Raw genomic sequence first — 20200 nt, 5'->3', positions numbered from 1 at the left:
ACTTAGCATTTAGGGAGTACTAACAGAAATCAAGCCACGATTTTTTGCTATGACATAATCAAAGGAGAATCTAATCATTTATGCTATGATCAATGTATAAGCAATGAAAGAAGTGGAGAGAATGATCAAACTGAAAAGAGTGTACAGTGCGCGCGAAAAGGGTGATGGCTTTAGAATTTTAGTTGATCGAATATGGCCAAGAGGGATATCAAAGGAAAAAGCACAGATTGATCTATGGTTAAAGGAGATTGCACCAAGTACTGAGTTGAGAAAATTCTTTGGACATCTTCCTGAGCGTTTTCCTGTTTTTGAAGAAAAATACCTAGAAGAGTTAATGACAGATCAAGAAAAGCAATTGGCAGTCAAGCAGTTAGCTGAACTCTGTCAAAACTATCCAATCGTGACCTTAGTTTATGGTGCAAAGAATGAACAGCAAAATCAAGCCGTGGTGCTAAAAGCGTTGATGGAAAGGAAGCTGAATCGATGATTATTGGCATTGTTGGGGCAGGCCCCAGAGGACTAAGCATGGTAGAACGATTGATCCGAAACAATCGGGAAAACCAACATATCCAGATCTGTTTATTCGATCCTGAGGGGCCTGGTGGTCGAGTCTGGCGGCTCGATCAACCAACAGAGTTATTGATGAACTCAGTCTCTCAGCAAGTTACGCTTTTTACAGATGAAACATTAACAAGTGGCGGAGAGATTTCACCGGGGCCTAATTTATATCAATGGAGCCAAACAGAGGCGAAAAAGTATATCGAAAAGCAACAGTTTGTGAATAAAGAATTTTTTTTGGCAGAAGCCGAGCGCTTACGTGCCAATGAACCAGCTACCAGATGTTTTTATGGCTTGTACCAACAGTGGTTTTATGAACAATTAAAAAAATTAGCACCGCATTCATTCACTATCGTTCGATCCTTAGTGAAAGAGATTGATAAGATAAAGACAGGTTTTTACTTGAAAACAAACGAACAGCATTTAGTAGTAGATCAGTTAGTGATGACTACGGGACATTGGGAAAATAAAGTATCCAAAGACGAGAAAAGGTTTTATGACTATGCTGAAAAAGAGCAATTGTTCTACCAACCGCCAGCAAATCCAGCTGATGTTTCCGTAGAAACTATTCCGCCAAAAGCCACAGTGATTCTTAGAGGATTAGGTCTAAGTTTTTTTGATTATGTAGGTTTACTTACCGAGAATAGAGGAGGTAAGTTTGAAAAACAAGGAGAGAAATTGGTATATTTGCCGTCTGGACGTGAGCCGATCGTATACTGCGGGTCTAGAAAAGGGTTGCCCTATTTTCCTCGAGGAAAAAATGAAAAACGGGGAGGAGCAATGGCTGTTCCTAAATTGATCACCAAAGAAAATTTAGCAAAGCTTTATCAAAATCAACAATTAACTGGGAAACTGTTTTTCGACTTGCTAAAAAAAGATGTCGAACTTTTTTATTATAAGAAATTAATTGAGGAAAAACATCTAGCTATTTCACCAGTATTATTTGAACAAATCTTTTTAACACGTGATCAAAGTGATTGGCAAAAACAATTTCCTGAATTACAGCCTTATCAATGGGAGTGGGATTTTTTTGAAACGCCTATCTATCATGAGAAGCACGACTTTCAAAAAGAAAGTCGAAGGTTTATTGATTATCAAATCAATGAATCAATGAAAGGAAATTGTACTGGGGCGCTTGCTTCAGCTTTTGATGCGTTAAAAGATTGGCGTGATCCTGTCCATCTGGTCATTGAATGGGGCATCTTCACTGCCAAAGAATATAGAGAAGTATTATGGGGTTGGTTTACTAAGCTCAATGCTTTTCTCACGATCGGTCCGCCAGTTGTTCGGACAAGAGAATTAGCCGCTCTGATTGATGCGGGTATTTTCACAATCGTTTCCCCGCCGCTGGAAATCAAAACAGAAGCCGGTTTCTTTATCGTAGAAAACGAGGGAAAACGGATTGAAAGTCGCTACTTGATTGAAGCCCGACTCCCGCAGACTGATTTGACACAGACAAAGAATCCAGCATTAAATAGCTTGAAAAAACATCAGCTGATTCGTCCTTTTACTTATCAGGACACGACTGGCGTGTATGAAACTGGTGCAATTGATATCAAACTAAGCACCAATCAAGTCTGGAACAAACAGGGAGAGCTAGAAGAAAATTTATATTGTTTAGGGATTCCGGTCGAAGGTGTGGATTGGTTGACAGCTACAGTCTCACGACCATATACCGATGCTTGGAATTTGAGGCAAATCGATAAAGTGGCACAGCTGATTCTTGGAAGGACAACCAATTGAAGCAAAAAACACAACCGACTCTAAAGGCTAGATCATTCATCTAACTTTTAAGATCGGTTGTGTTTTACTAATTAATAATGATTCTTTGGGCTATAAAAGGGATGATTTTCTTGAATCGTTTAAAGATTAGCGAGCTACACGTTTACGCATCGCTTTTTTACGATTTTCTTCGATCATTGTTTCTTTTTCATCAATGGGATCGATTACTGTTTTTTTAACTGAAGCTACCAATCCAGCAACAAGTGCCGCTGTTGCAAGACTACCGACTAAAATTCCAGATACAAATTTTTTCATTAAATCCACCTCGTTTATTAGTTGTTGCTTCTATTATGTAACAAATTGAAAAAAAAGGCTAGTCTGACGTCTATTTATTGGAAACCTTTACAAATTTTCCTTGAAAATATTTACTAAATGTTTTATTATAAATTTACTAAATAAATAGCAAAGGCAACAGAAACAAAAGAGTCATAGTTTCAAACGATTCAAAACGTACTTTTTGCTGCTTTTGTAAAAAAAGGAGTGTTTTCATGGCAATCTTGGTATTGGGTGGCGCAGGTTATATCGGTTCACATGCTGTTGATCGGTTGATCAATCAAAACTATCAAGTGGTAGTAGTGGATAATTTATTAACGGGGCATCAAGCAGCAATTCATCCTAAAGCACAATTTTACAAAGGTGACATTCGGGATAAATCTTTTTTACAGTCTGTTTTTGAAAAAGAAACGATCGAAGGAGTCCTTCATTTTGCAGCTAGTTCATTAGTGGGAGAGTCTGTTGAGAAACCATTGAAGTATTTTAATAACAATGTCTATGGTATGCAAATATTGTTAGAAGTGATGCATGAATATTATGTGAAGAATATTGTCTTTTCATCTACAGCAGCCACTTATGGTGAACCTACAGAATCACCAATTACCGAAGCAACTCCTACGAATCCAAAAAATCCGTACGGTGAAAGCAAATTGATGATGGAAAAAATGATGAAATGGTGTGACCAAGCCTATGGCATGCGATATGTAGCATTGCGTTATTTCAATGTAGCAGGTGCAAAAGCAGATGCATCGATTGGGGAAGATCACACACCAGAAACGCATTTAGTTCCTATTATTCTCCAAGTAGCTCTAGGTCAACGTGATTCTTTGGCGATTTACGGTGATGATTACGATACACCCGATGGAACATGCATCCGAGATTATGTTCAAGTGGAAGATTTAGCTGATGCCCATATCTTAGCTTTAGAATATTTAAGCGCGGGGAATGAAAGTAACTTCTTTAATCTAGGGAGCAATCAAGGCTACTCCGTCAAAGAAATGCTTGAAGCGGCTAGAGAAGTAACAAATCGAGAAATTCCAGCTAAGGTGGCACCACGTAGAGCCGGAGATCCAAGCCGGTTGGTCGCTTCCAGTGCTAAAGCTGAAGAAATCTTAGGTTGGCGACCAGCTTACACAGATGTAAAAGAAATCATTAAAACAGCCTGGGATTGGCATGTGAGTCATCCCCATGGTTATGAGGAGTAGAGAGAAGATGACAATCAGTCAAACGATTTGTGATTTTACGACACTAGCAATTGAAGCTGGTGGCTGGATGGAAATGGATCGAATTTATTTGCAAAATCGAATTTTGGGAATGATCGGCGAAGAGGCTTTGGAAAACACTGAAGTGCGCCCTGTTTCAGAAGAATCGGTGGTGTTACTTGATCGGTTAGTCGAACAAGCCAAAAAAAATGAAGTGGTTACTGATTTACCAGCTGAAATCGAAATCTTTGAAGCACAATTAATGGATTTTTTAACACCACCACCATCAGTAGTCAATGCGTTTTTTGCACAACATTACGCAACAAATCCAGAAGAAGCAACAGACTACTTTTATCAATTGAGTAAAAGAAATGATTATATCAAAACCAGAGCGATTGCGAAAAATATCAGATATACGTATCCTTCAGAATATGGCGAATTAGAGATTACGATCAACTTATCCAAGCCTGAAAAAGATCCTAAGCAAATTGCTGCCGAAAAACATGCCAAAAAAGTTGATTATCCTGAGTGTATGCTTTGTATGAACAATGAAGGCTATAAAGGACGTTTAAATTATCCAGCTCGCACCAATCATCGAATCATCAGAATGAATCTTGATGGGGAAAGTTGGGGATTTCAGTATTCTCCATATGCTTATTACAATGAACATTCGATCATCTTGTCAGAAGAGCATCGTCCTATGAAGATTACGAAAGAAACATTTTCACGTTTATTAAAAATCACAGAGGTTTTACCACACTACTTTGTTGGTTCAAACGCAGATCTGCCAATTGTTGGAGGATCGATTCTGTCACATGATCATTACCAAGCAGGGCGCCATGAATTTCCAATGGCTAAAGCTCCAATCGAACGATTAATCAAATTATCGGATTATCCTCAAGTAATCGCAGGTGTTGTCAAATGGCCGATGTCTGTCATTCGTCTGCAAGCGACGGGGAAAGAAATCCTAGTGGAAGCTGCTAATAGTATTTTAGAAAAATGGCATCAATATTCAGATCCCGCGGTAGCAGTGACGGCATTTTCTAAAGATGGTACGCCCCATCATACGATTACACCAATTGCTAGAAAACGCGAAAATTATTTTGAACTCGATTTAGTGTTACGAGATAACAATGTCTCTGACGAACATCCAGAAGGGATTTTCCATCCTCACCGAGATATCCAGCATATTAAAAAAGAAAATATCGGTTTGATCGAAGTCATGGGATTAGCTGTTTTACCACCTCGTTTAAAATCAGAAATGGCAGAAGTAGAAAAGTATTTGCTTGGACAAGAAAATAAGATAGCTGAGTATCACATGGAATGGGCGAAGGGCTTGAAAGCCGACCATCCAAATGTGACAACTGAAACAGTAACAGAGATCGTTCAGCAAGCTATTGGTAAAGTTTTTGCTCGTGTGTTGGAAGATTCAGGGGTATTCAAACGCGATATAAAAGGTCAAGAAGCTTTCCAACGCTTTACTGCAACGCTTTAAGAAGGATGCCCGAGTGGAATAGATAGGAGGAGAAACAAGTGGCAACGATTAAAGATATTGCAAAGTTGGCAGGGGTTTCTCCTGCTACTGTGTCAAGAGTCTTAAATGATGATCAGGAGTTATCAGTTAGCCTAGCAACGAAAAGAAAAATTTTTGAGGCTGCTGAAGAGTTGAATTACACGAAGCATCATAGAAACACATCGTTGAATCAAAAGTCGTTGCGTTTGATCCAATGGTACAATGATCAAGAAGAATTAGAGGATCTCTATTATCTTGCTATTCGTTTGGGAATAGAGAAAAAGGCAGAGGAATCAAATGTGACTTTGCTAAAGGAAACGTGGGACGCTATCAGTGATAGACCGACAAATGGAACGATTGCTCTAGGAAAATTCGATGAGCAGCAGTTGATTGAATTGAAGCAGACACAAAGCAATCTGTTATTAGTTGATTTTGATGGAACACCCTATAACATTAATTCATTAATCGTTGATTTTCAAACAAGTATCCAAAAAGTGATTGATTATTTTTTTAACCAAGATAAAAAAACGATTGCAATGCTTGCTGGTAGGGAATACACCAAAAAAGGACATCAACGGATTGATGACCCAAGGATTGCTGCCTACCAACAAATCATGGCTGGTAAAGGATTGACTACAACGATCATTGAAGCAGATTTTTCAGTTGAATCTGGCTATCGGAAAGTCAAAGAATACTTAGATAGTGGACAGTATTCGTTTGAGGCGCTGTTTGCAGCAAATGACACACTAGCGATCGGTGCATTGAAGGCAATTAACGAAAAAGGTCTAAAAGTACCTGAGGATATCTCATTGATCGGATTCAATGACATTAGTGTAGCAAAATATGTTTCCCCAGCTCTTTCGACAGTCAAAGTTCACACGGAATGGATGGGGGAACTGGCGGTAGAGACCGTTTTACAAATGATGAATGAAAAAGCACCTGTTTCGAGAAAAATCATTGTAGAAACGGATCTTATCTTGCGTGAGTCTACAAAAAACTAAAGAACAAATCAAGAGAAAGTTGCGAATGATTGCAACTTTTTTTCTTTTTTTCTGAAATGAATTGTCTTTTTCTTAGCAAGAAGTATGCTACAATATAAAACGATAGAAGTTAGTAGAAAGGATGCATCAAAATGATTACATTAGGGATAGACACCGCTAATCAAACTTTAGCGATCGGCGTGATTGAAGATGATACTGTCTTAGGACAAATCCAAATCAATAAACAGAAAAATCATAGCGTTAGTTTGATGCCGGCTATCGATCAGTTATTCTCAGCACTCGGATTAACACCAACCGCTATCGATCGAATTGCTGTTTCCGATGGACCAGGTTCATACACCGGTCTAAGAATCGGTGTAACTACTGCAAAAACACTTGCATATACATTGGGTAAAGAACTTGTGGGGATTTCAAGTTTACAAGCAATTGCTGCTAATTGCCGGAACGTAAATGGGTTGATCGTGCCTTTATTTGATGCAAGAAGAAAAAATGTTTATGCTGGTGTGTACCGAAGACAAAATGGAAAATTAGAAACAGTTCTTGAAGATGTACATATTTCAATTGAAGAACTGCTTAAGCAACTGTCTCAGTTCGATGAACCTATCTTATTTGTCGGAACAGATACGCAAAAATTTACGAATGAAATAAAGGAAGTATTACATGAAGCAGAAATAAATAAGGTGCTTGAATGGGATCTTCCTAATGGCTGTACGATTGCAACATTAGGGGCCAATCGTGAACCAGTAAGAGATTTAACCAATTTTGTACCACGTTATTTGAAAAAAGTAGAAGCAGAGGAAAAGTGGTTGGAAACCCACACTCCTGGAGACGAAAGATATGTTGAAAAAATTTAAAGCATATGCTAGAAGTTTATTCTATGAAAAAAAAGAATTTGCTACTAAGATAATTGAAAATCAAGGGAAAAGCTATCGAATAAAAGAGCTGATACCTCGAGATATCAAAGATTTATTATCGATTGAACGCCAGGTATACAATGGCGAATTACCATGGACAAAAAGTGCCTTCCTTTCTGAATTAAATTCACCTTTTCAAAATTTATATTTAGGAATACTAGACGGTGAACAGTTAATTGGATTTATAGGTGCGAGAATTTTTGGCTTGGATTGCCATATTACAAATATTGCGGTTATTCCTGTGTACCAACGAAGAAATATCGGTACACTGTTAATTGACGAAATTGAAAAATTTGCTATAATGAATCGCTGTGACACACTCTCTTTAGAGGTGAGAATGAGTAATCAAGATGCCCAAAGACTCTATCGGAAATTAGGATTTCAATCGAACAAAGTAAAAAAAGGGTATTATACCCAAACAAATGAAGATGGATTAGAAATGATCAAATATTTAGAAAAATGAGAGGTACAATTGATTTATACTAAGAATGACTTTGAAGATGAACAGTTAGCGTCTTGTTTATGGGCGCTTTGTGAGGAAGCATATGAACATGGTTCTCCTTGGACCAAAGACCAATTTTTAATGGATATCCAACAACCACATACGCAATATTACTTATTGGTGGAAAATTCGCTACTCCAAGGATTCATTGGTTATTCGAAAGTTATCGATGAGACGGAGATCACGAATATTGCTGTGGCAAAAAAACTGCAAAAAAAAGGGTATGCACGTCAGTTATTACGCTTTTTATTAGACCGAGAAAAACAAGCAGGAACATATAATGTTTATTTAGAAGTACGAACGTCTAACCTAGCAGCTCGTCATCTTTACCAATCAGAGAAATTTAGAGAACTAGGGAAACGAAAATCTTATTATCATGATCCAGTAGAAGATGCGATCATTATGAGTACAAAGTTAAAAACGGAGACGATGAAATGAAAGAAGAATTGATTCTGGCAATTGAATCAAGTTGCGATGAAACGAGTGTCGCAGTTGTGAAAAATGGTGATGAGATTTTAGCCAATGTCATTGCTTCACAGATTAACAGCCATAAAAGATTTGGCGGTGTTGTTCCAGAGGTAGCAAGTCGCCATCATGTAGAGCAAATCACTTTATGTATCGAAGACGCTTTGGCGGAGGCAGGCACTTCTGTTGAACAACTGAGTGCTGTAGCGGTTACTTATGGTCCTGGTTTAGTTGGTTCGTTACTGATTGGGATTTCTGCCGCTAAAGCTTTTGCTTGGGCGAACAATTTGCCTTTGATACCTGTGAACCATATGGCAGGTCATATTTACGCTGCACGCTTTCAAAAGCCTTTTGAATTTCCGCTACTAGCATTGCTTGTCAGTGGTGGACATACAGAGTTGGTCTATATGAAGGAAGACGGGAACTATCAAATCATCGGTGAAACGAGAGACGATGCCGCTGGAGAAGCTTATGATAAAGTTGGTCGTGTCTTAGGTTTGAGTTATCCAAGCGGAAAAGAAATCGATCAGTTAGCGCATCGTGGTGAAGATACCTACCATTTTCCAAGAGCCATGATTCATGAAAGTAATTATGATTTTAGCTTTAGTGGTTTAAAAAGCGCCTTTATCAATTTAGTACACAATGCCCAACAACGTGGAGAAACTCTTGATACAAATAATTTAGCTGCTAGTTTTCAATCGAGCGTTGTGGACGTTTTAGTCAATAAAACTCTTCGTGCTTGTAACGAATACCCAGTCAAACAATTGATTGTAGCAGGTGGAGTTGCAGCCAATCAAGGATTGCGTGAAACGCTCGAAGAGGCATTGAAAAAAGAACATCCAGAAATTGAACTGCTGATCCCTCCATTAAAACTTTGTGGTGATAATGCAGCAATGATTGGAGCAGCTGCGCATGTAGAGTTGAAACAAGCCAATTTCGCTGATCTTCGTTTAAATGCGAAACCTAGTTTGGTATTGAATCAAGGAGGAAATGAGTAAAATTCACCTTGTTTTCGTATACATGGCAAGAGCGGTTGAGAAAAACTTACTTTGTAGTAAGTGAAATCGATTAATTAATGAAATATGAAAGTTAGAATATCATTTTTATTTTTACATCTATCAAAGAGCTTGGGACAATCTTTTATTTGTTCCAAGCTTTTTTGACTTAAAATTTCTAAATTTGGAAATTTTTGTTCTATTGTTCAAATCGTTATATTAATAAGAGATCTCGCGATAATACGGATTAGAGATTAAGAATATAAATGACGTAAATACTATGTTCTCAGTAAAATCGCTTATTATAATAACTATTTTTAAATAGTAATTGTTATTTTGCGAGTAGTGATTTTATTACGATGGTTATTTGTTTTGAAGGCATTTATTTAATTGTCTTAAGAAATAACATATGCTAATATGGATGGTAGAAATGCTTTTATGTGTTATTTTTTAATGGTTGTTTAATTATTTTGATAGGAAAAGGAGAGTTAGAAGATGAAATATGTGTTACAGAGTATGGTTTTAATTTTATGTAGTTTCTTTTTTACGTCTTATGTTGATGCTGCCGGGGCGATTTCGCAAGATGAGCAAATGATCATCCAAGAATTGACTCAACCTATTTTAATTCAAGGCAAAGAATTTCAAATGCCTCAAACATATATTACACAAACTGAAAATTATTTAAAACAAAATGATTTATCCAAGTCACAAGTGGATACAGCAGTAAAAAATATCCAAAATGTGAAGCAAAAACTGACTAATTTAGACATTGATTTGTCATCGGTTCATACGATAAATGATTTAATAAAAATTATCCCTAGGGAAACAATTTTGGAAATTCAGCAATTGATTTCATCAACAGCGGATGCTTTAGGATTAGTCGTTTTAAGTTGGAATAAGGGGTATGTTGAGCTAGGCACACAAAACTCTGATGGCTCGATTTCAGCAGTGTTCAACTCGAAACAACCGATTAAACAAACGGGAACATTCCCTATCTCAAGCATTCTTGCAATTGGATGTTTAATGATGACTGCGACAGGTGCATTCATCGTAGGAAAGAAAGTCAAACTTGCATAAAAAAAAGAAAAAATTAAAAAGAATAGGCGGAATGATTTTTACCCCTATCTTTTTTTTGATCATGGGTTATTCGCTAATGTATATTATTGGGCGACCTGTCATTCAGTTTACGACTTCTTCCTTACGATTGTTTCTGCTTTCGGATATTCCAAAATATGAAAAAAAGACACAACCATCAGCTAAAGGTATGTCAACTAGTGAGTTAGAAGAAAAACGGAAAACAATTGAGTTGGAAGGAGAGAACATTCCCTCCAGTAAAATCGATTATCCAAGAAGCGGGTATCAATATGGACAGGTTGATGTTGCTTCTGTAAATTTGAATGTGCCCTTATATTATGGAGACTCAGATGATATTTTACGAGAAGGTGCTGGACAATACATGGGGTCTGTGTATCCAGGTGAACATGGGACTACATTGATTGGTGGGCATAATAGTAGTGAATTTGGAAAATTAAGTGCTGTCAAAATTACGGATAAGATTAACATTTCCACTAGTTATGGTGAGTATGTTTACCAAGTATACGAAACAAAGATTTTAGATAAAAATGCGAAATTGATTAGTCAACTTCTAGTTCAAAAACAGCAAGGAAAACTGATTTTGTATACTTGTTATCCAGTCGATAGTATTGGAATGACGGATCAAAGATTATTTATTCTAGGCGATCTCATTAAGGGGCCAATGATCCAACCAGATAAATAATGAATTGAAAAATTGCGCTACTAATATGTTAAGCAAAACGCTTTGAAAAGAGGTGGATTTACCAAAAAAGAATCAAATGATCAATCGAATAATCGCTTGTTTGGCTCACTAAAAATGAAGTTAGTGGATAAAAAATTTCGAAGTGGGGCAATTTAAGCTGCAATGAGTTTGTGAAATTTTATGGTCTTTTCTTACATTTGGTAAAAATAGTTATGAAAAAAAGAAAACAATGGCGAAAAGTGCCAAAAATGATTCTTGCTTTTATCTGTTCGCTTAGTTTATTTGCAATTTTTGTCTTGGGCATTCTTAAGATTACTTTATTCAATCAAAATTTTATGATCCGTGCAGTGGAATCCTCACATTATGGGGAAACGATCACTAAAGAGATCAATCACACAATTGCTGATGTAGGAAGAGGTGCCAATATCTCCCAAAAATGGTTGAATCAGACAGTTTCAGAAAGCTTAGTAAATGATAATATCAAACAATATATTCATAGTATCTATGCTGGCTCAACCTTTCAATTAGAAGGGGAGAAGCAAATAGAAGAGACAGTCCAAAGCCAATTAGAAAGTTATGGAAAAGAAAAGAATTACCCAAGAAATGCAGAATTTGAAACCACAGTAAATAAACTAAAAAAAGTGAGTATTGAAACAGTTCGGCGTGATATCGAAATCCCTTATTTTGCGTTATACGGCAAAAAAATAATGGCTTATACATCCACCCTTAACCTGTTGCTCATTTTTGCAGTCGCTTTTTTTGGAATCTTATTTTCCGCAATCATTTCGCTTAACAAACCTTTCTTTCATTTAATTATCCGTTACCTTGCTTATGTGATCGGTGGAGCTGGATTAATGGTAGGGGCTTTACCGACCTATTTGTATGTAACTCGATTGATTGAACGATTGGGTATTCATTCTGAAGCTCTATACTTATTTTTAACGACTTATTTGAAAAATTTTCTCTTTATGTTTATGAAATTTGGTCTTTTCAGTATCCTGTTGAGCTTGTTCCTATTTGGCGTAAGTGAGTTTTTCAGAAAGAAAATAGTTCGACGTGAAAAATAGAATAGAAAGGGGCGAAAAGATGGAAGCGGTTATTAATTTGAATGAGATACTAAGCTGGTTAAAAAAGCGGATACTGTTGATCATTTGTACATTGATCGGCGGTTTCGCCGTTGCGACTGGAATAACTTATTTTGTTATTACACCAACATACAGTTCATCGGCTGAATTGATCGTTCAATCGAAAAACGAAATCGTCAACCATAATTTACAATCAGAAGTACATGCAAATGTACTCTTGATTAATACATATAAAGACATGATTTTAGGAGATATCGTACTTAATGAAGCAACCGAATACTTAGAAAATAAATTTGCTTATTACTTAACGAAAGATCAATTGAGAAAGAATATTCAGATTATTCAATCTTCAGACTCACAAATGTTCCATATCAAGGTGATGTCAGATGAAGCTGAAAAAGCTGCGAATATAGCAAATGTTCTTGCTTATACTTTTGAAGAAAAAGTAAAAGAAGTTTTAGACGTAAATAAAGTAACGATCACATCAATTGCGCAAGCAAATCAGCTACCGGTTTCACCCAATAAACGGTTGAATCTTTTTCTTGGTGCATTTTTAGGTTTACTTCTAGGGATCGGGATGGCTGTCTTGTTAGAAATATTGGATAAAACAGTAAAGGATGAGCATTTTCTCGCAACGATGGGGTATCCAGTCTTAGGGATAATTAGTGAAATGAGTAATAAGGAAATTGAAAGTGGGCAATCGATTCAACTCACAACATACTCTCGACAAGGAACGCATACACATAGACAACGAGCGCGTACACATCTAAGCAGAGAAAATCGGTTCACACGAAAATAGATGAGGAGACTAATACGTGAAAAATAATATGAAAAAAAAGGGTGTTCCTCTGATTAGTGCTAGTAAACAATCGTCCATGATTTCTGAACAGTATCGAACGGTTCGATCAAATATCCAATTTAGCTCATTTGATCAGGATATAAAGACAATCGTCGTTACTTCAGCAGGTCCAGAGGAAGGGAAGTCAACTGTTTCAGCGAATCTAGCGATTGTTTTTGCAAATAGCGGGAAGAAAACACTCCTAATTGATGCAGATTTAAGAAAGCCAAGTGTAGAAAGTACATTTCGTTCAACCTCGAACAGTGACGGACTAACTAACCTGTTAAAAAAAAGAAATGAATCAGCTTTCGTATTCATTCATGAAACAAATATTGCACATTTGTGGACAATGACCAGTGGACCAAAACCTCCCAATCCTTCTGAATTACTCGAGTCAAGCCGAATGAATGAAATCATTGATGAATTAAGCGTAAATTTTGATTTGATCATTTTTGATTTACCGCCTGTTGTGCCTGTGACGGATGCACAGATACTAGCTTCAAAAACAGATGGTACAATTATTGTCGTGAGAGAACGAAAAACGCTAAAACAAGAATTGTTCAAAGCAAAGGAACTGTTGACGATCGCTCAGGCAAATATCTTAGGGATTGTCTATAATGGAGTAAAGAAGTCGAAAGATATCAACTACTATTATTGAGGTAGTAGATGGTGTGTTAAAATGATTGAAAGAAAATGTTGATCAAGATCGTGCATATCAAGTACTAAAGAAGGTGATTTATTGATTAAACCAACTAGAAAAATCAAAGCGATTAGTTTGGTGCTACTCGATAGTTTTCTGATCATACTTGCTAATTACATCAGTTTTATATTTATGGTTCCATTTGTTATCATCAATAGAGATTATTTGGCAATAACACTCATTTCATCAGTTGTTTGTTATCTGTTCTATGGTGGGATCTTTAAAGTATTTACAAGAATCAATCGTTATACGAATCTTAATGAGTTGTTAGGGATCTTTGCGGCACTCACTTTTATGTTATTTTCAATTTTTCCTTTGTTTTACTTGTTTAACCAGGAGCTCATGTACCAGATTAGTTTGCGATTAGTTGTTTTTTCTTACATAATGGCACTTTTATTGATTGCTAGTAGTCGGTTAGGCTGGCGGGTCTGGGTTGAATTGAAAAATAAAAATGGTCGTTCGAATGAAAAAAAAGTACGAATCTTGATCATTGGTGCTGGAGAGGGTGGACAATTACTGTATCAAAGTTTTTTAGGTTCTCAAATTGTGAATAATATTGAAGTTGTGGGCTTTGTCGATGATGATTGTAACAAATGGGGAACTTATCTTTTAGGTAAAAAAGTACTGGGAAATACCCGTGAAATAAATCAATTGATCCAGACATTCCGTATCAATATGGTTACGATAGCGATTCCTTCATTACCAAAAAAAAAGATCCAACAGCTTGTTCAATCCATTGAAAATAAGAATATCAAGGTAAATATGGTTCCCTCTTTTGAAGAAATAGCTACCGGAAAAATCAATGTTTCGCAATTAAAAGAAGTAGATGTGATCGATCTATTAGGAAGAGAGGAAGTTTCCCTTGACCTAGAAAGTATCAGCTATCAATTAAAAGGACAAACGATTTTAGTAACTGGGGCTGGGGGCTCGATTGGTTCAGAGATTTGTCGGCAAGTTTTGGCATTTGAACCAGCAAAGTTGATTTTACTTGGACATGGAGAAAATTCGATTTATTCGATTCATCGAGAACTAACTACATTAGATCCTCAGAGGAAAGTTGAGATTCTACCAATCATTGCTGATATTCAAGATAGAGAACGCATCTTTTATTTGATGGAAAAATACCATCCCACGATTGTTTATCATGCAGCCGCACATAAGCACGTTCCGCTGATGGAATATAATCCCACAGAAGCAATTAAGAATAATATTAACGGAACAAAAAATGTGGCGGAAGCAGCTAAAAAAAATCATGTTAAGAACTTTGTGATGATTTCTTCTGATAAAGCAAATCGCCCGCCAAATGTGATGGGAGCAACAAAAAGAATCGCTGAAATGTTAATCACAAGTCTGAACCAATCTGGTGAGACCAAGTTTTCGGCTGTCCGTTTCGGGAATGTACTTGGGTCTAGAGGTAGTGTTATTCCACTGTTTAAAGAACAGATTTTAAGAGGGGGACCGATCACTGTCACCGATTTTCGGATGACCCGCTACTTCATGACGATCCCTGAAGCGAGCAGATTAGTTATTCAATCAGGTGCATTGGCTAAGGGAGGAGAAATTTTTGTTTTGGATATGGATAAGCCGATCAAGATCGTGGATCTAGCTAAGAATATGATCCATTTGAGTGGTTATACAGAAGAAGATATCGAGATTGTTGAAACAGGGATACGTCCTGGGGAAAAATTATATGAAGAATTGCTATTAGAAAAAGAAAAGAAAGAAACGCAAATTTTTGAGAAGATTTTTGTTGGGGACATTAAAGGCTTTTCTTTAAAAGAAGTCACCCAGCTAATGGAACAGTTACCAGAAGATGAAAGCGAAGCAGCCAAGAAAGTTATAGCGTTTGCAAATGCTTCTAATGAATGAAGAAAAGATAGAAATGATGATTGGAAAAATAAATCAATCAGTGAATTTTTGCTGTTAAAGGCGCACGGGGAGATAGAAAATGAAAACAATTGAAGCACATGGGTACTCATCAATTGATGAATTAACGAAAAGCAACCAAAAAATTTTAGGAAGGTTATTTTACCTATTGGGATTTACACTCTGTATTTCGCGTGTTTTTTTCGGTATCAATATGTCAATAAGTGATGTATTTATGGTGCTATTAGTTGGCTACCTTCTACTAATGAAAAAAGTGGTGTTCAGTAAACAATTAATACTATTTTTTATTGGGGTTATTTGTTGGCGGTTATTGTCCACGATATTGTTAAGTTCATGGGTGGATACTTCTGTTTCGCTTTTTACAGTCATCATGACGGGACAAAAATTTTTCGTCAATCTCCTTTATTTGATTCTAACGATCTCGATCCTTCATATAAATCCAGAGTTGAAAAAAGATTTTTTATCTGGGGTAAAAGTCGGAACACTTTTTTTTGGCTGTCTTAGTATGTTCATTTTTCTAGTAGCTCCAGCAAGTTTGAAATCATTTGTTTTGTTCGGTGATCTACGTTTGAAAGGATTCATGAATGATCCTAACTATTTTGCTTATCTTCAAACATGTGGCTACTGTATCTGGTACTTAAGACCATTTAAAGGTAAGTGGAAGAACCTGATTGCATTCATGGGTTATACATCCTGTATTTTGTTATCTGCTTCCAAAACAGGGGTTGTAGCGTTTTTAGTAATCAATTTGTTATTTCTAATTCAAAAATTATTTAGGAAAAATATCAACGTCAAACATCTTGTAATGACAATCATGACAGCGAGTGTATTGATTATCGGTACGCATTTTCTTTTTGCTGATTATGTAAGTAATTTAATTGCACGTTTTCTTTCCATTCCGCAATTTGTCCGATTTGAGGGAGTTTTCACTAATTTTTATGGCGCAATCGTTGCTGGAGGTTCCGGTAGAACAGAAGCTTGGAAAACAGCACAACTTTTGTTAACGCGGACTCATTTCATGGGTATCGGTTTCGTTGACTACTCTTCAGTTGCTTTATCAGTTAGTGGAAGCCCGACGATTGCTCATAATACTTTTTTACAAATAGCTGTTGAATGGGGAATAGTCCCAGCAATGATGGGAATGTTGTTGGTATTTGGTCAGCTTGTCAGAAAATTATTGCTGAAAAAATGGTTGCTGTGTCTCTTAATATTAGCGAATATTATTTTTTCTTTTAGTATTTCTTTACAAAATTCACGATTACTATGGATCTTAGTAGGTTTACTCGTTGTGAAAGAACAGGGATCTCTAGTAAATGGAAAAAAGGAGCAGTCAAATGATTAGTGTGATTATTCCCACTTTCAATGCAGAAAAATCGATTGAGCGAGCAGTCAATTCTGTACTAAGACAAAGCTATCAAGATTTTGAAATCATTATTGTCGATGATCGATCAACAGATCATACTTGGGAACTTTTAACGAAATTAAAAAAACAAGATCAACGTATCAGAATCTATCAAAACGCTAGAAATTCTAAAAGTGCTTATACTCGCAACCAGGCAATCAAACATGCACGGGGGAACTACATTATGCAACTAGATGACGATGATTATTGTCACGTGGAACGTATGGCAAAGCAAGTAGCGTTTTTAGAGGCTCATCCAGAATTTGGTTTTGTTGGCAGTAATGCCTATTTATGGGACCAAGAGGGTGTCTATGGTGAACGGGTGGCCAAAGAACGACCTGAAATAAAAGATCTCTTGAAAACGAGTCCGTTCATCAATCCATCGGCTATGTTTAGAAAACACATCTTAGAATCTGTAGCGGGTTATCGAGTTTCAAAAGATACTGTTAGAGGACAAGATTATGACCTATATATGCGGTTATATGCGAAGGGACACAAAGGTTATAATTTACAAGAAAACTTAGTTTATTACTATCAAGATAAAGAGTACTATAAAAAAATTTCCTGGAAAAATCGCCTTGGGGAAAGTCGGTTGAAATATCGTAATTTCAAAGAATTAAAGGTTGCTAAAGTTCATTATCTGTATGTCTTGAAACCACTAATAGCGATAATGATTCCTAGACACCTCCTATTTTGGCATCAGCACCGCAAACAAGGATGAAAAGGTTTCTTTGTTTCCTTTACAAATAAATCAGGCTTAGACAAAAAATAAAACATACTAAGATAAGGGCAGCCTCATCTTAGTATGTTTTTTTATTCTCTTAAAGCAGGCGTCACAGCAGTTTTACAAAAAGTAAACCGTTTCTTTTGGTAATCTAATAAACCAGAATCTTTTAACTGTTTGATTACTTGTCCAGCAGTCTCTCTCGTTGTCCCACTATTAACCGCTAATTCTTTTAGTGTGATAGGGTATGGAATTTCGACATGGCCATCTGTGGTTGGTATGCCAAGCTCTTCTTTTAAAATGAATAAGTTTTGTTTCACTCGATCAAAAGCGCTAGAAGTTAAACCGATCTGTATCCGCAGTTCGTGCATCGCTACTACTTTTGAGATTTTATGGATCATATAGAGTAATTGTTTTGGATTGTTTTTCGCAATTTTTTCATAACAAGATACTGGGAAAGAGAAAGTTTCGATGTCTGTCATTGCTTGAGCAGTGTATGAATAAATTCCTTCTTCAAAAATACCAGACATTGGGAAAAGGTTATTTGGATTGACATAATCATAATAATAATAAGTAGCACTTTCATCATATCGTTCTAGACGAACCAATCCTGATGTTAAAATGTAGAGACGTTGTCGTTCATCTCCTTCATCAAATAAAATTTGTCCTTTTTTATAAGAACGAAGGATCGTATGCTCTTTAATGAGCTCAAATTCCTCGTCAGTAAAGTTTTCAAAATCAGGTTGATAGCGTAACTTTGAAAAATGATAATCAATTCTATTTATACGCATAAAACTCCCACTCCTTACTTTCAGCTACATACTATATTGTGACTGGTTTTGGCTTAAATGTAAAGTTTTAACCTAGAAGAAAAATCATGGTTAAAAAAGCAATTTTATTCTTTGTGATCAATCTTTTTTGTTATTATGAATAATTTATACGGATAGATTGCATAATTCTTTTTAATGATTGGTATTTTTGTATAAAAAACACAATTATTACATAAAGCAAGCGCTATCAACCTTGTGAAATATCGAAAAAGAAAATATTCAAAAATAATTTTTTAATGAATAAATATTTTTTTGAGAGAGTTTTCAGTATAAAAAAAGTGATAAAAGTTAATAAAAAATGTAAAAACGTGTATTTATTTAATTGTCTTCTAATAATGTGAAATTGCTCTCGTTTTAGATGAGAAGAAATTATGAAAGTGGTTACAAAAAGGCGGTATTCTATGTATGTAATCAAAACGAAGGAGGCAACACAACATGGATAAACCTATTCACGTTTTCTCTGAGATAGGGAAGTTAAAGACAGTTTTATTGAAACGACCTGGACAAGAAGTGGAAAATTTAACACCAGATATTATGGACCGTCTGTTGTTTGATGATATTCCATATCTGCCAATCGCACAAGAAGAGCATGACTATTTTGCAAAGACATTGCAAGATGAAGGCGTCGAAACTTTATATCTAGAAAAATTAGCTGCAGAAGCAATTGATGCCGGCAATGTCAAAGAACAATTTTTAAATAAAATGTTAGACGAATCCCACATTGCATCTTCTGCTGTAAGAGATGGTCTTCATGAGTTCCTTCTATCAATGGAAACCCAAGAAATGGTAGATAAAATTATGGCGGGTGTCCGCACGAAAGATATTTCAGTTCGTTCAAACAGTCTGTATGATCTTTCTTCAGATGACGACTATCCATTCTATATGGACCCAATGCCAAACCTTTACTTTACACGTGATCCTTCCGCATCAATGGGAAATGGGATGACTGTTAACATGATGACATTTGAAGCACGTCGTCGTGAATCAATGTTTACTGAATACATCTTGAAACATCACCCACGTTTTGCGAACAAAGGGGTTGAAGTATGGTTAGATCGTGAAAACCCTGATCACATCGAAGGTGGAGATGAATTAATCCTAAGTGACAAAGTCGTCGCTGTAGGTATCTCACAACGAACAAGCGCTAAAGCAATCGAAAAATTAGCACGTAATTTATTTGCTAAACATGCAGGCTTTGAAAAAGTCCTAGCAATCAAGATTCCTAACAATCGAGCAATGATGCATTTAGATACTGTGTTTACCATGGTTGACCATGATAAATTCACGATCCATCCAGCAATCCAAAGTAAAGAAGGAAAAATGGATGTCTTTACGATCGAACAAGCAGGCGATGATATCAAGATCGCTCATTCAGATGACTTACAAGCGTCATTAAAAGCTGCATTAGGTTTGGATGATTTAGTCTTGATCCCAACTGGTAATGGTGATGCGATCGTTGCTCCTCGTGAACAATGGAATGATGGTTCTAATACTCTGGCAATCGCACCAGGTGTTGTCGTAACGTACAACCGTAACTATGTATCCAATGAATTATTACGTAGCTATGGCATCAAAGTATTGGAAATCAATTCAAGTGAGTTATCACGCGGTCGTGGTGGTCCACGCTGCATGAGCCAACCATTAGTACGTGAAGATTTAAAATAATATGAATGCTAGTGGCAGTCTAACTGTCAGCTGCCACTAGATTTCCTCTTTAAAACAAAAACAAACAACCTAAAGGAGAATTTTAGT

The 20200-nt window shown here is 36.4% G+C and carries 20 protein-coding genes; 18 read left to right on the top strand and 2 right to left on the bottom strand.

The window, feature by feature from the left end:
• The first annotated feature begins 121 nt into the window (after positions 1–121).
• Both IGL28_RS08110 and IGL28_RS08105 read left to right on the top strand, forming a co-directional pair.
• Positions 122–487 (top strand): DUF488 domain-containing protein, encoded by a 366-nt coding sequence (locus tag IGL28_RS08110; protein WP_010737798.1) that lies wholly within the window; start codon positions 122–124, stop codon positions 485–487.
• Positions 484–2301, top strand: coding sequence for an FAD/NAD(P)-binding protein (locus IGL28_RS08105; RefSeq protein ID WP_081127404.1), 1818 nt, complete (start codon positions 484–486; stop codon positions 2299–2301). The genes IGL28_RS08110 and IGL28_RS08105 overlap by 4 nt, the downstream gene beginning before the upstream one ends.
• 126 nt (positions 2302–2427) lie before the next feature.
• Here the strand turns inward: IGL28_RS08105 and IGL28_RS08100 are convergent, their stop codons facing one another.
• Complete coding sequence (locus tag IGL28_RS08100; protein ID WP_081127406.1) at positions 2428–2595, bottom strand: DUF3042 family protein; 168 nt, start codon at positions 2593–2595, stop codon at positions 2428–2430.
• Positions 2596–2828: 233 nt separating this feature from the next.
• Here IGL28_RS08100 and galE point away from each other — a divergent pair, with 233 nt between their 5' ends.
• The 15 genes from galE to IGL28_RS08025 all read left to right on the top strand — a co-directional run bounded on the left by galE (position 2829) and on the right by IGL28_RS08025 (position 17615).
• Positions 2829–3818 (top strand): UDP-glucose 4-epimerase GalE, encoded by a 990-nt coding sequence (gene galE / locus IGL28_RS08095; RefSeq protein WP_081127407.1) that lies wholly within the window; start codon positions 2829–2831, stop codon positions 3816–3818.
• Positions 3819–3825: 7 nt separating this feature from the next.
• Positions 3826–5310: a UDP-glucose--hexose-1-phosphate uridylyltransferase gene (gene galT / locus IGL28_RS08090; protein ID WP_063627256.1), complete on the top strand. Its 1485-nt coding sequence runs from the start codon at positions 3826–3828 to the stop codon at positions 5308–5310.
• A gap of 38 nt (positions 5311–5348) precedes the next feature.
• The gene (locus tag IGL28_RS08085) at positions 5349–6329 is read left to right on the top strand and encodes a LacI family DNA-binding transcriptional regulator (RefSeq protein WP_063627255.1); all 981 of its coding nucleotides are present in this window, start codon (positions 5349–5351) and stop codon (positions 6327–6329) included.
• A gap of 131 nt (positions 6330–6460) precedes the next feature.
• Complete coding sequence (gene tsaB, locus IGL28_RS08080; RefSeq protein ID WP_081127409.1) at positions 6461–7183, top strand: tRNA (adenosine(37)-N6)-threonylcarbamoyltransferase complex dimerization subunit type 1 TsaB; 723 nt, start codon at positions 6461–6463, stop codon at positions 7181–7183.
• A complete protein-coding gene (rimI, locus tag IGL28_RS08075; protein WP_010737793.1) occupies positions 7167–7706 on the top strand; it encodes a ribosomal protein S18-alanine N-acetyltransferase in 540 nt (179 codons plus the stop codon). Before tsaB ends, rimI (IGL28_RS08075) begins: the two co-directional genes overlap by 17 nt.
• A gap of 9 nt (positions 7707–7715) precedes the next feature.
• Entirely contained in the window at positions 7716–8183 is a 468-nt protein-coding gene (gene rimI / locus IGL28_RS08070) for a ribosomal protein S18-alanine N-acetyltransferase (RefSeq protein WP_063627253.1), read from the top strand.
• Entirely contained in the window at positions 8180–9208 is a 1029-nt protein-coding gene (gene tsaD / locus IGL28_RS08065; protein WP_081127411.1) for a tRNA (adenosine(37)-N6)-threonylcarbamoyltransferase complex transferase subunit TsaD, read from the top strand. The genes rimI (IGL28_RS08070) and tsaD overlap by 4 nt, the downstream gene beginning before the upstream one ends.
• A 492-nt stretch (positions 9209–9700) precedes the next feature.
• Positions 9701–10282 carry a hypothetical protein gene (locus tag IGL28_RS08060; RefSeq protein ID WP_010718856.1) on the top strand — a complete coding sequence of 194 codons (582 nt, stop codon included), beginning with the start codon at positions 9701–9703 and terminating at the stop codon, positions 10280–10282.
• Positions 10283–10313: 31 nt separating this feature from the next.
• Positions 10314–10982 (top strand): class D sortase, encoded by a 669-nt coding sequence (locus IGL28_RS08055; RefSeq protein ID WP_010718857.1) that lies wholly within the window; start codon positions 10314–10316, stop codon positions 10980–10982.
• Positions 10983–11194: 212 nt separating this feature from the next.
• Positions 11195–12049 carry a hypothetical protein gene (locus tag IGL28_RS08050; protein WP_051641758.1) on the top strand — a complete coding sequence of 285 codons (855 nt, stop codon included), beginning with the start codon at positions 11195–11197 and terminating at the stop codon, positions 12047–12049.
• A gap of 19 nt (positions 12050–12068) precedes the next feature.
• On the top strand, positions 12069–12866 hold the full coding sequence (locus IGL28_RS08045; protein ID WP_010737789.1) for a YveK family protein: 798 nt from the start codon (positions 12069–12071) through the stop codon (positions 12864–12866).
• Between the two features lie 28 nt (positions 12867–12894).
• Positions 12895–13563, top strand: coding sequence for a CpsD/CapB family tyrosine-protein kinase (locus tag IGL28_RS08040; RefSeq protein WP_025480509.1), 669 nt, complete (start codon positions 12895–12897; stop codon positions 13561–13563).
• A gap of 81 nt (positions 13564–13644) precedes the next feature.
• Positions 13645–15474, top strand: a complete 1830-nt coding sequence (locus tag IGL28_RS08035; RefSeq protein WP_081127412.1) for a polysaccharide biosynthesis protein — start codon at positions 13645–13647, stop codon at positions 15472–15474.
• 79 nt (positions 15475–15553) lie between these two features.
• Positions 15554–16834, top strand: coding sequence for an O-antigen ligase family protein (locus IGL28_RS08030; protein WP_081127414.1), 1281 nt, complete (start codon positions 15554–15556; stop codon positions 16832–16834).
• Complete coding sequence (locus IGL28_RS08025; RefSeq protein ID WP_081127415.1) at positions 16827–17615, top strand: glycosyltransferase family 2 protein; 789 nt, start codon at positions 16827–16829, stop codon at positions 17613–17615. The genes IGL28_RS08030 and IGL28_RS08025 overlap by 8 nt, the downstream gene beginning before the upstream one ends.
• A gap of 92 nt (positions 17616–17707) precedes the next feature.
• On the opposite strand, the gene IGL28_RS08020 is transcribed toward IGL28_RS08025, so the two are convergent.
• Entirely contained in the window at positions 17708–18409 is a 702-nt protein-coding gene (locus IGL28_RS08020) for a Crp/Fnr family transcriptional regulator (protein WP_010718864.1), read from the bottom strand.
• A 474-nt stretch (positions 18410–18883) separates the two neighbouring features.
• Here IGL28_RS08020 and arcA point away from each other — a divergent pair, with 474 nt between their 5' ends.
• Complete coding sequence (arcA, locus tag IGL28_RS08015) at positions 18884–20113, top strand: arginine deiminase (RefSeq protein WP_010718865.1); 1230 nt, start codon at positions 18884–18886, stop codon at positions 20111–20113.
• Positions 20114–20200: the final 87 nt, after the last annotated feature.

Source organism: Enterococcus sp. AZ077 (assembly GCF_051714965.1).
GTDB lineage: Bacteria > Bacillota > Bacilli > Lactobacillales > Enterococcaceae > Enterococcus_B > Enterococcus_B hirae.
Note: the sequence above shows the minus strand (reverse complement) of the source record. Positions and strands in the feature narration are given on the sequence as shown.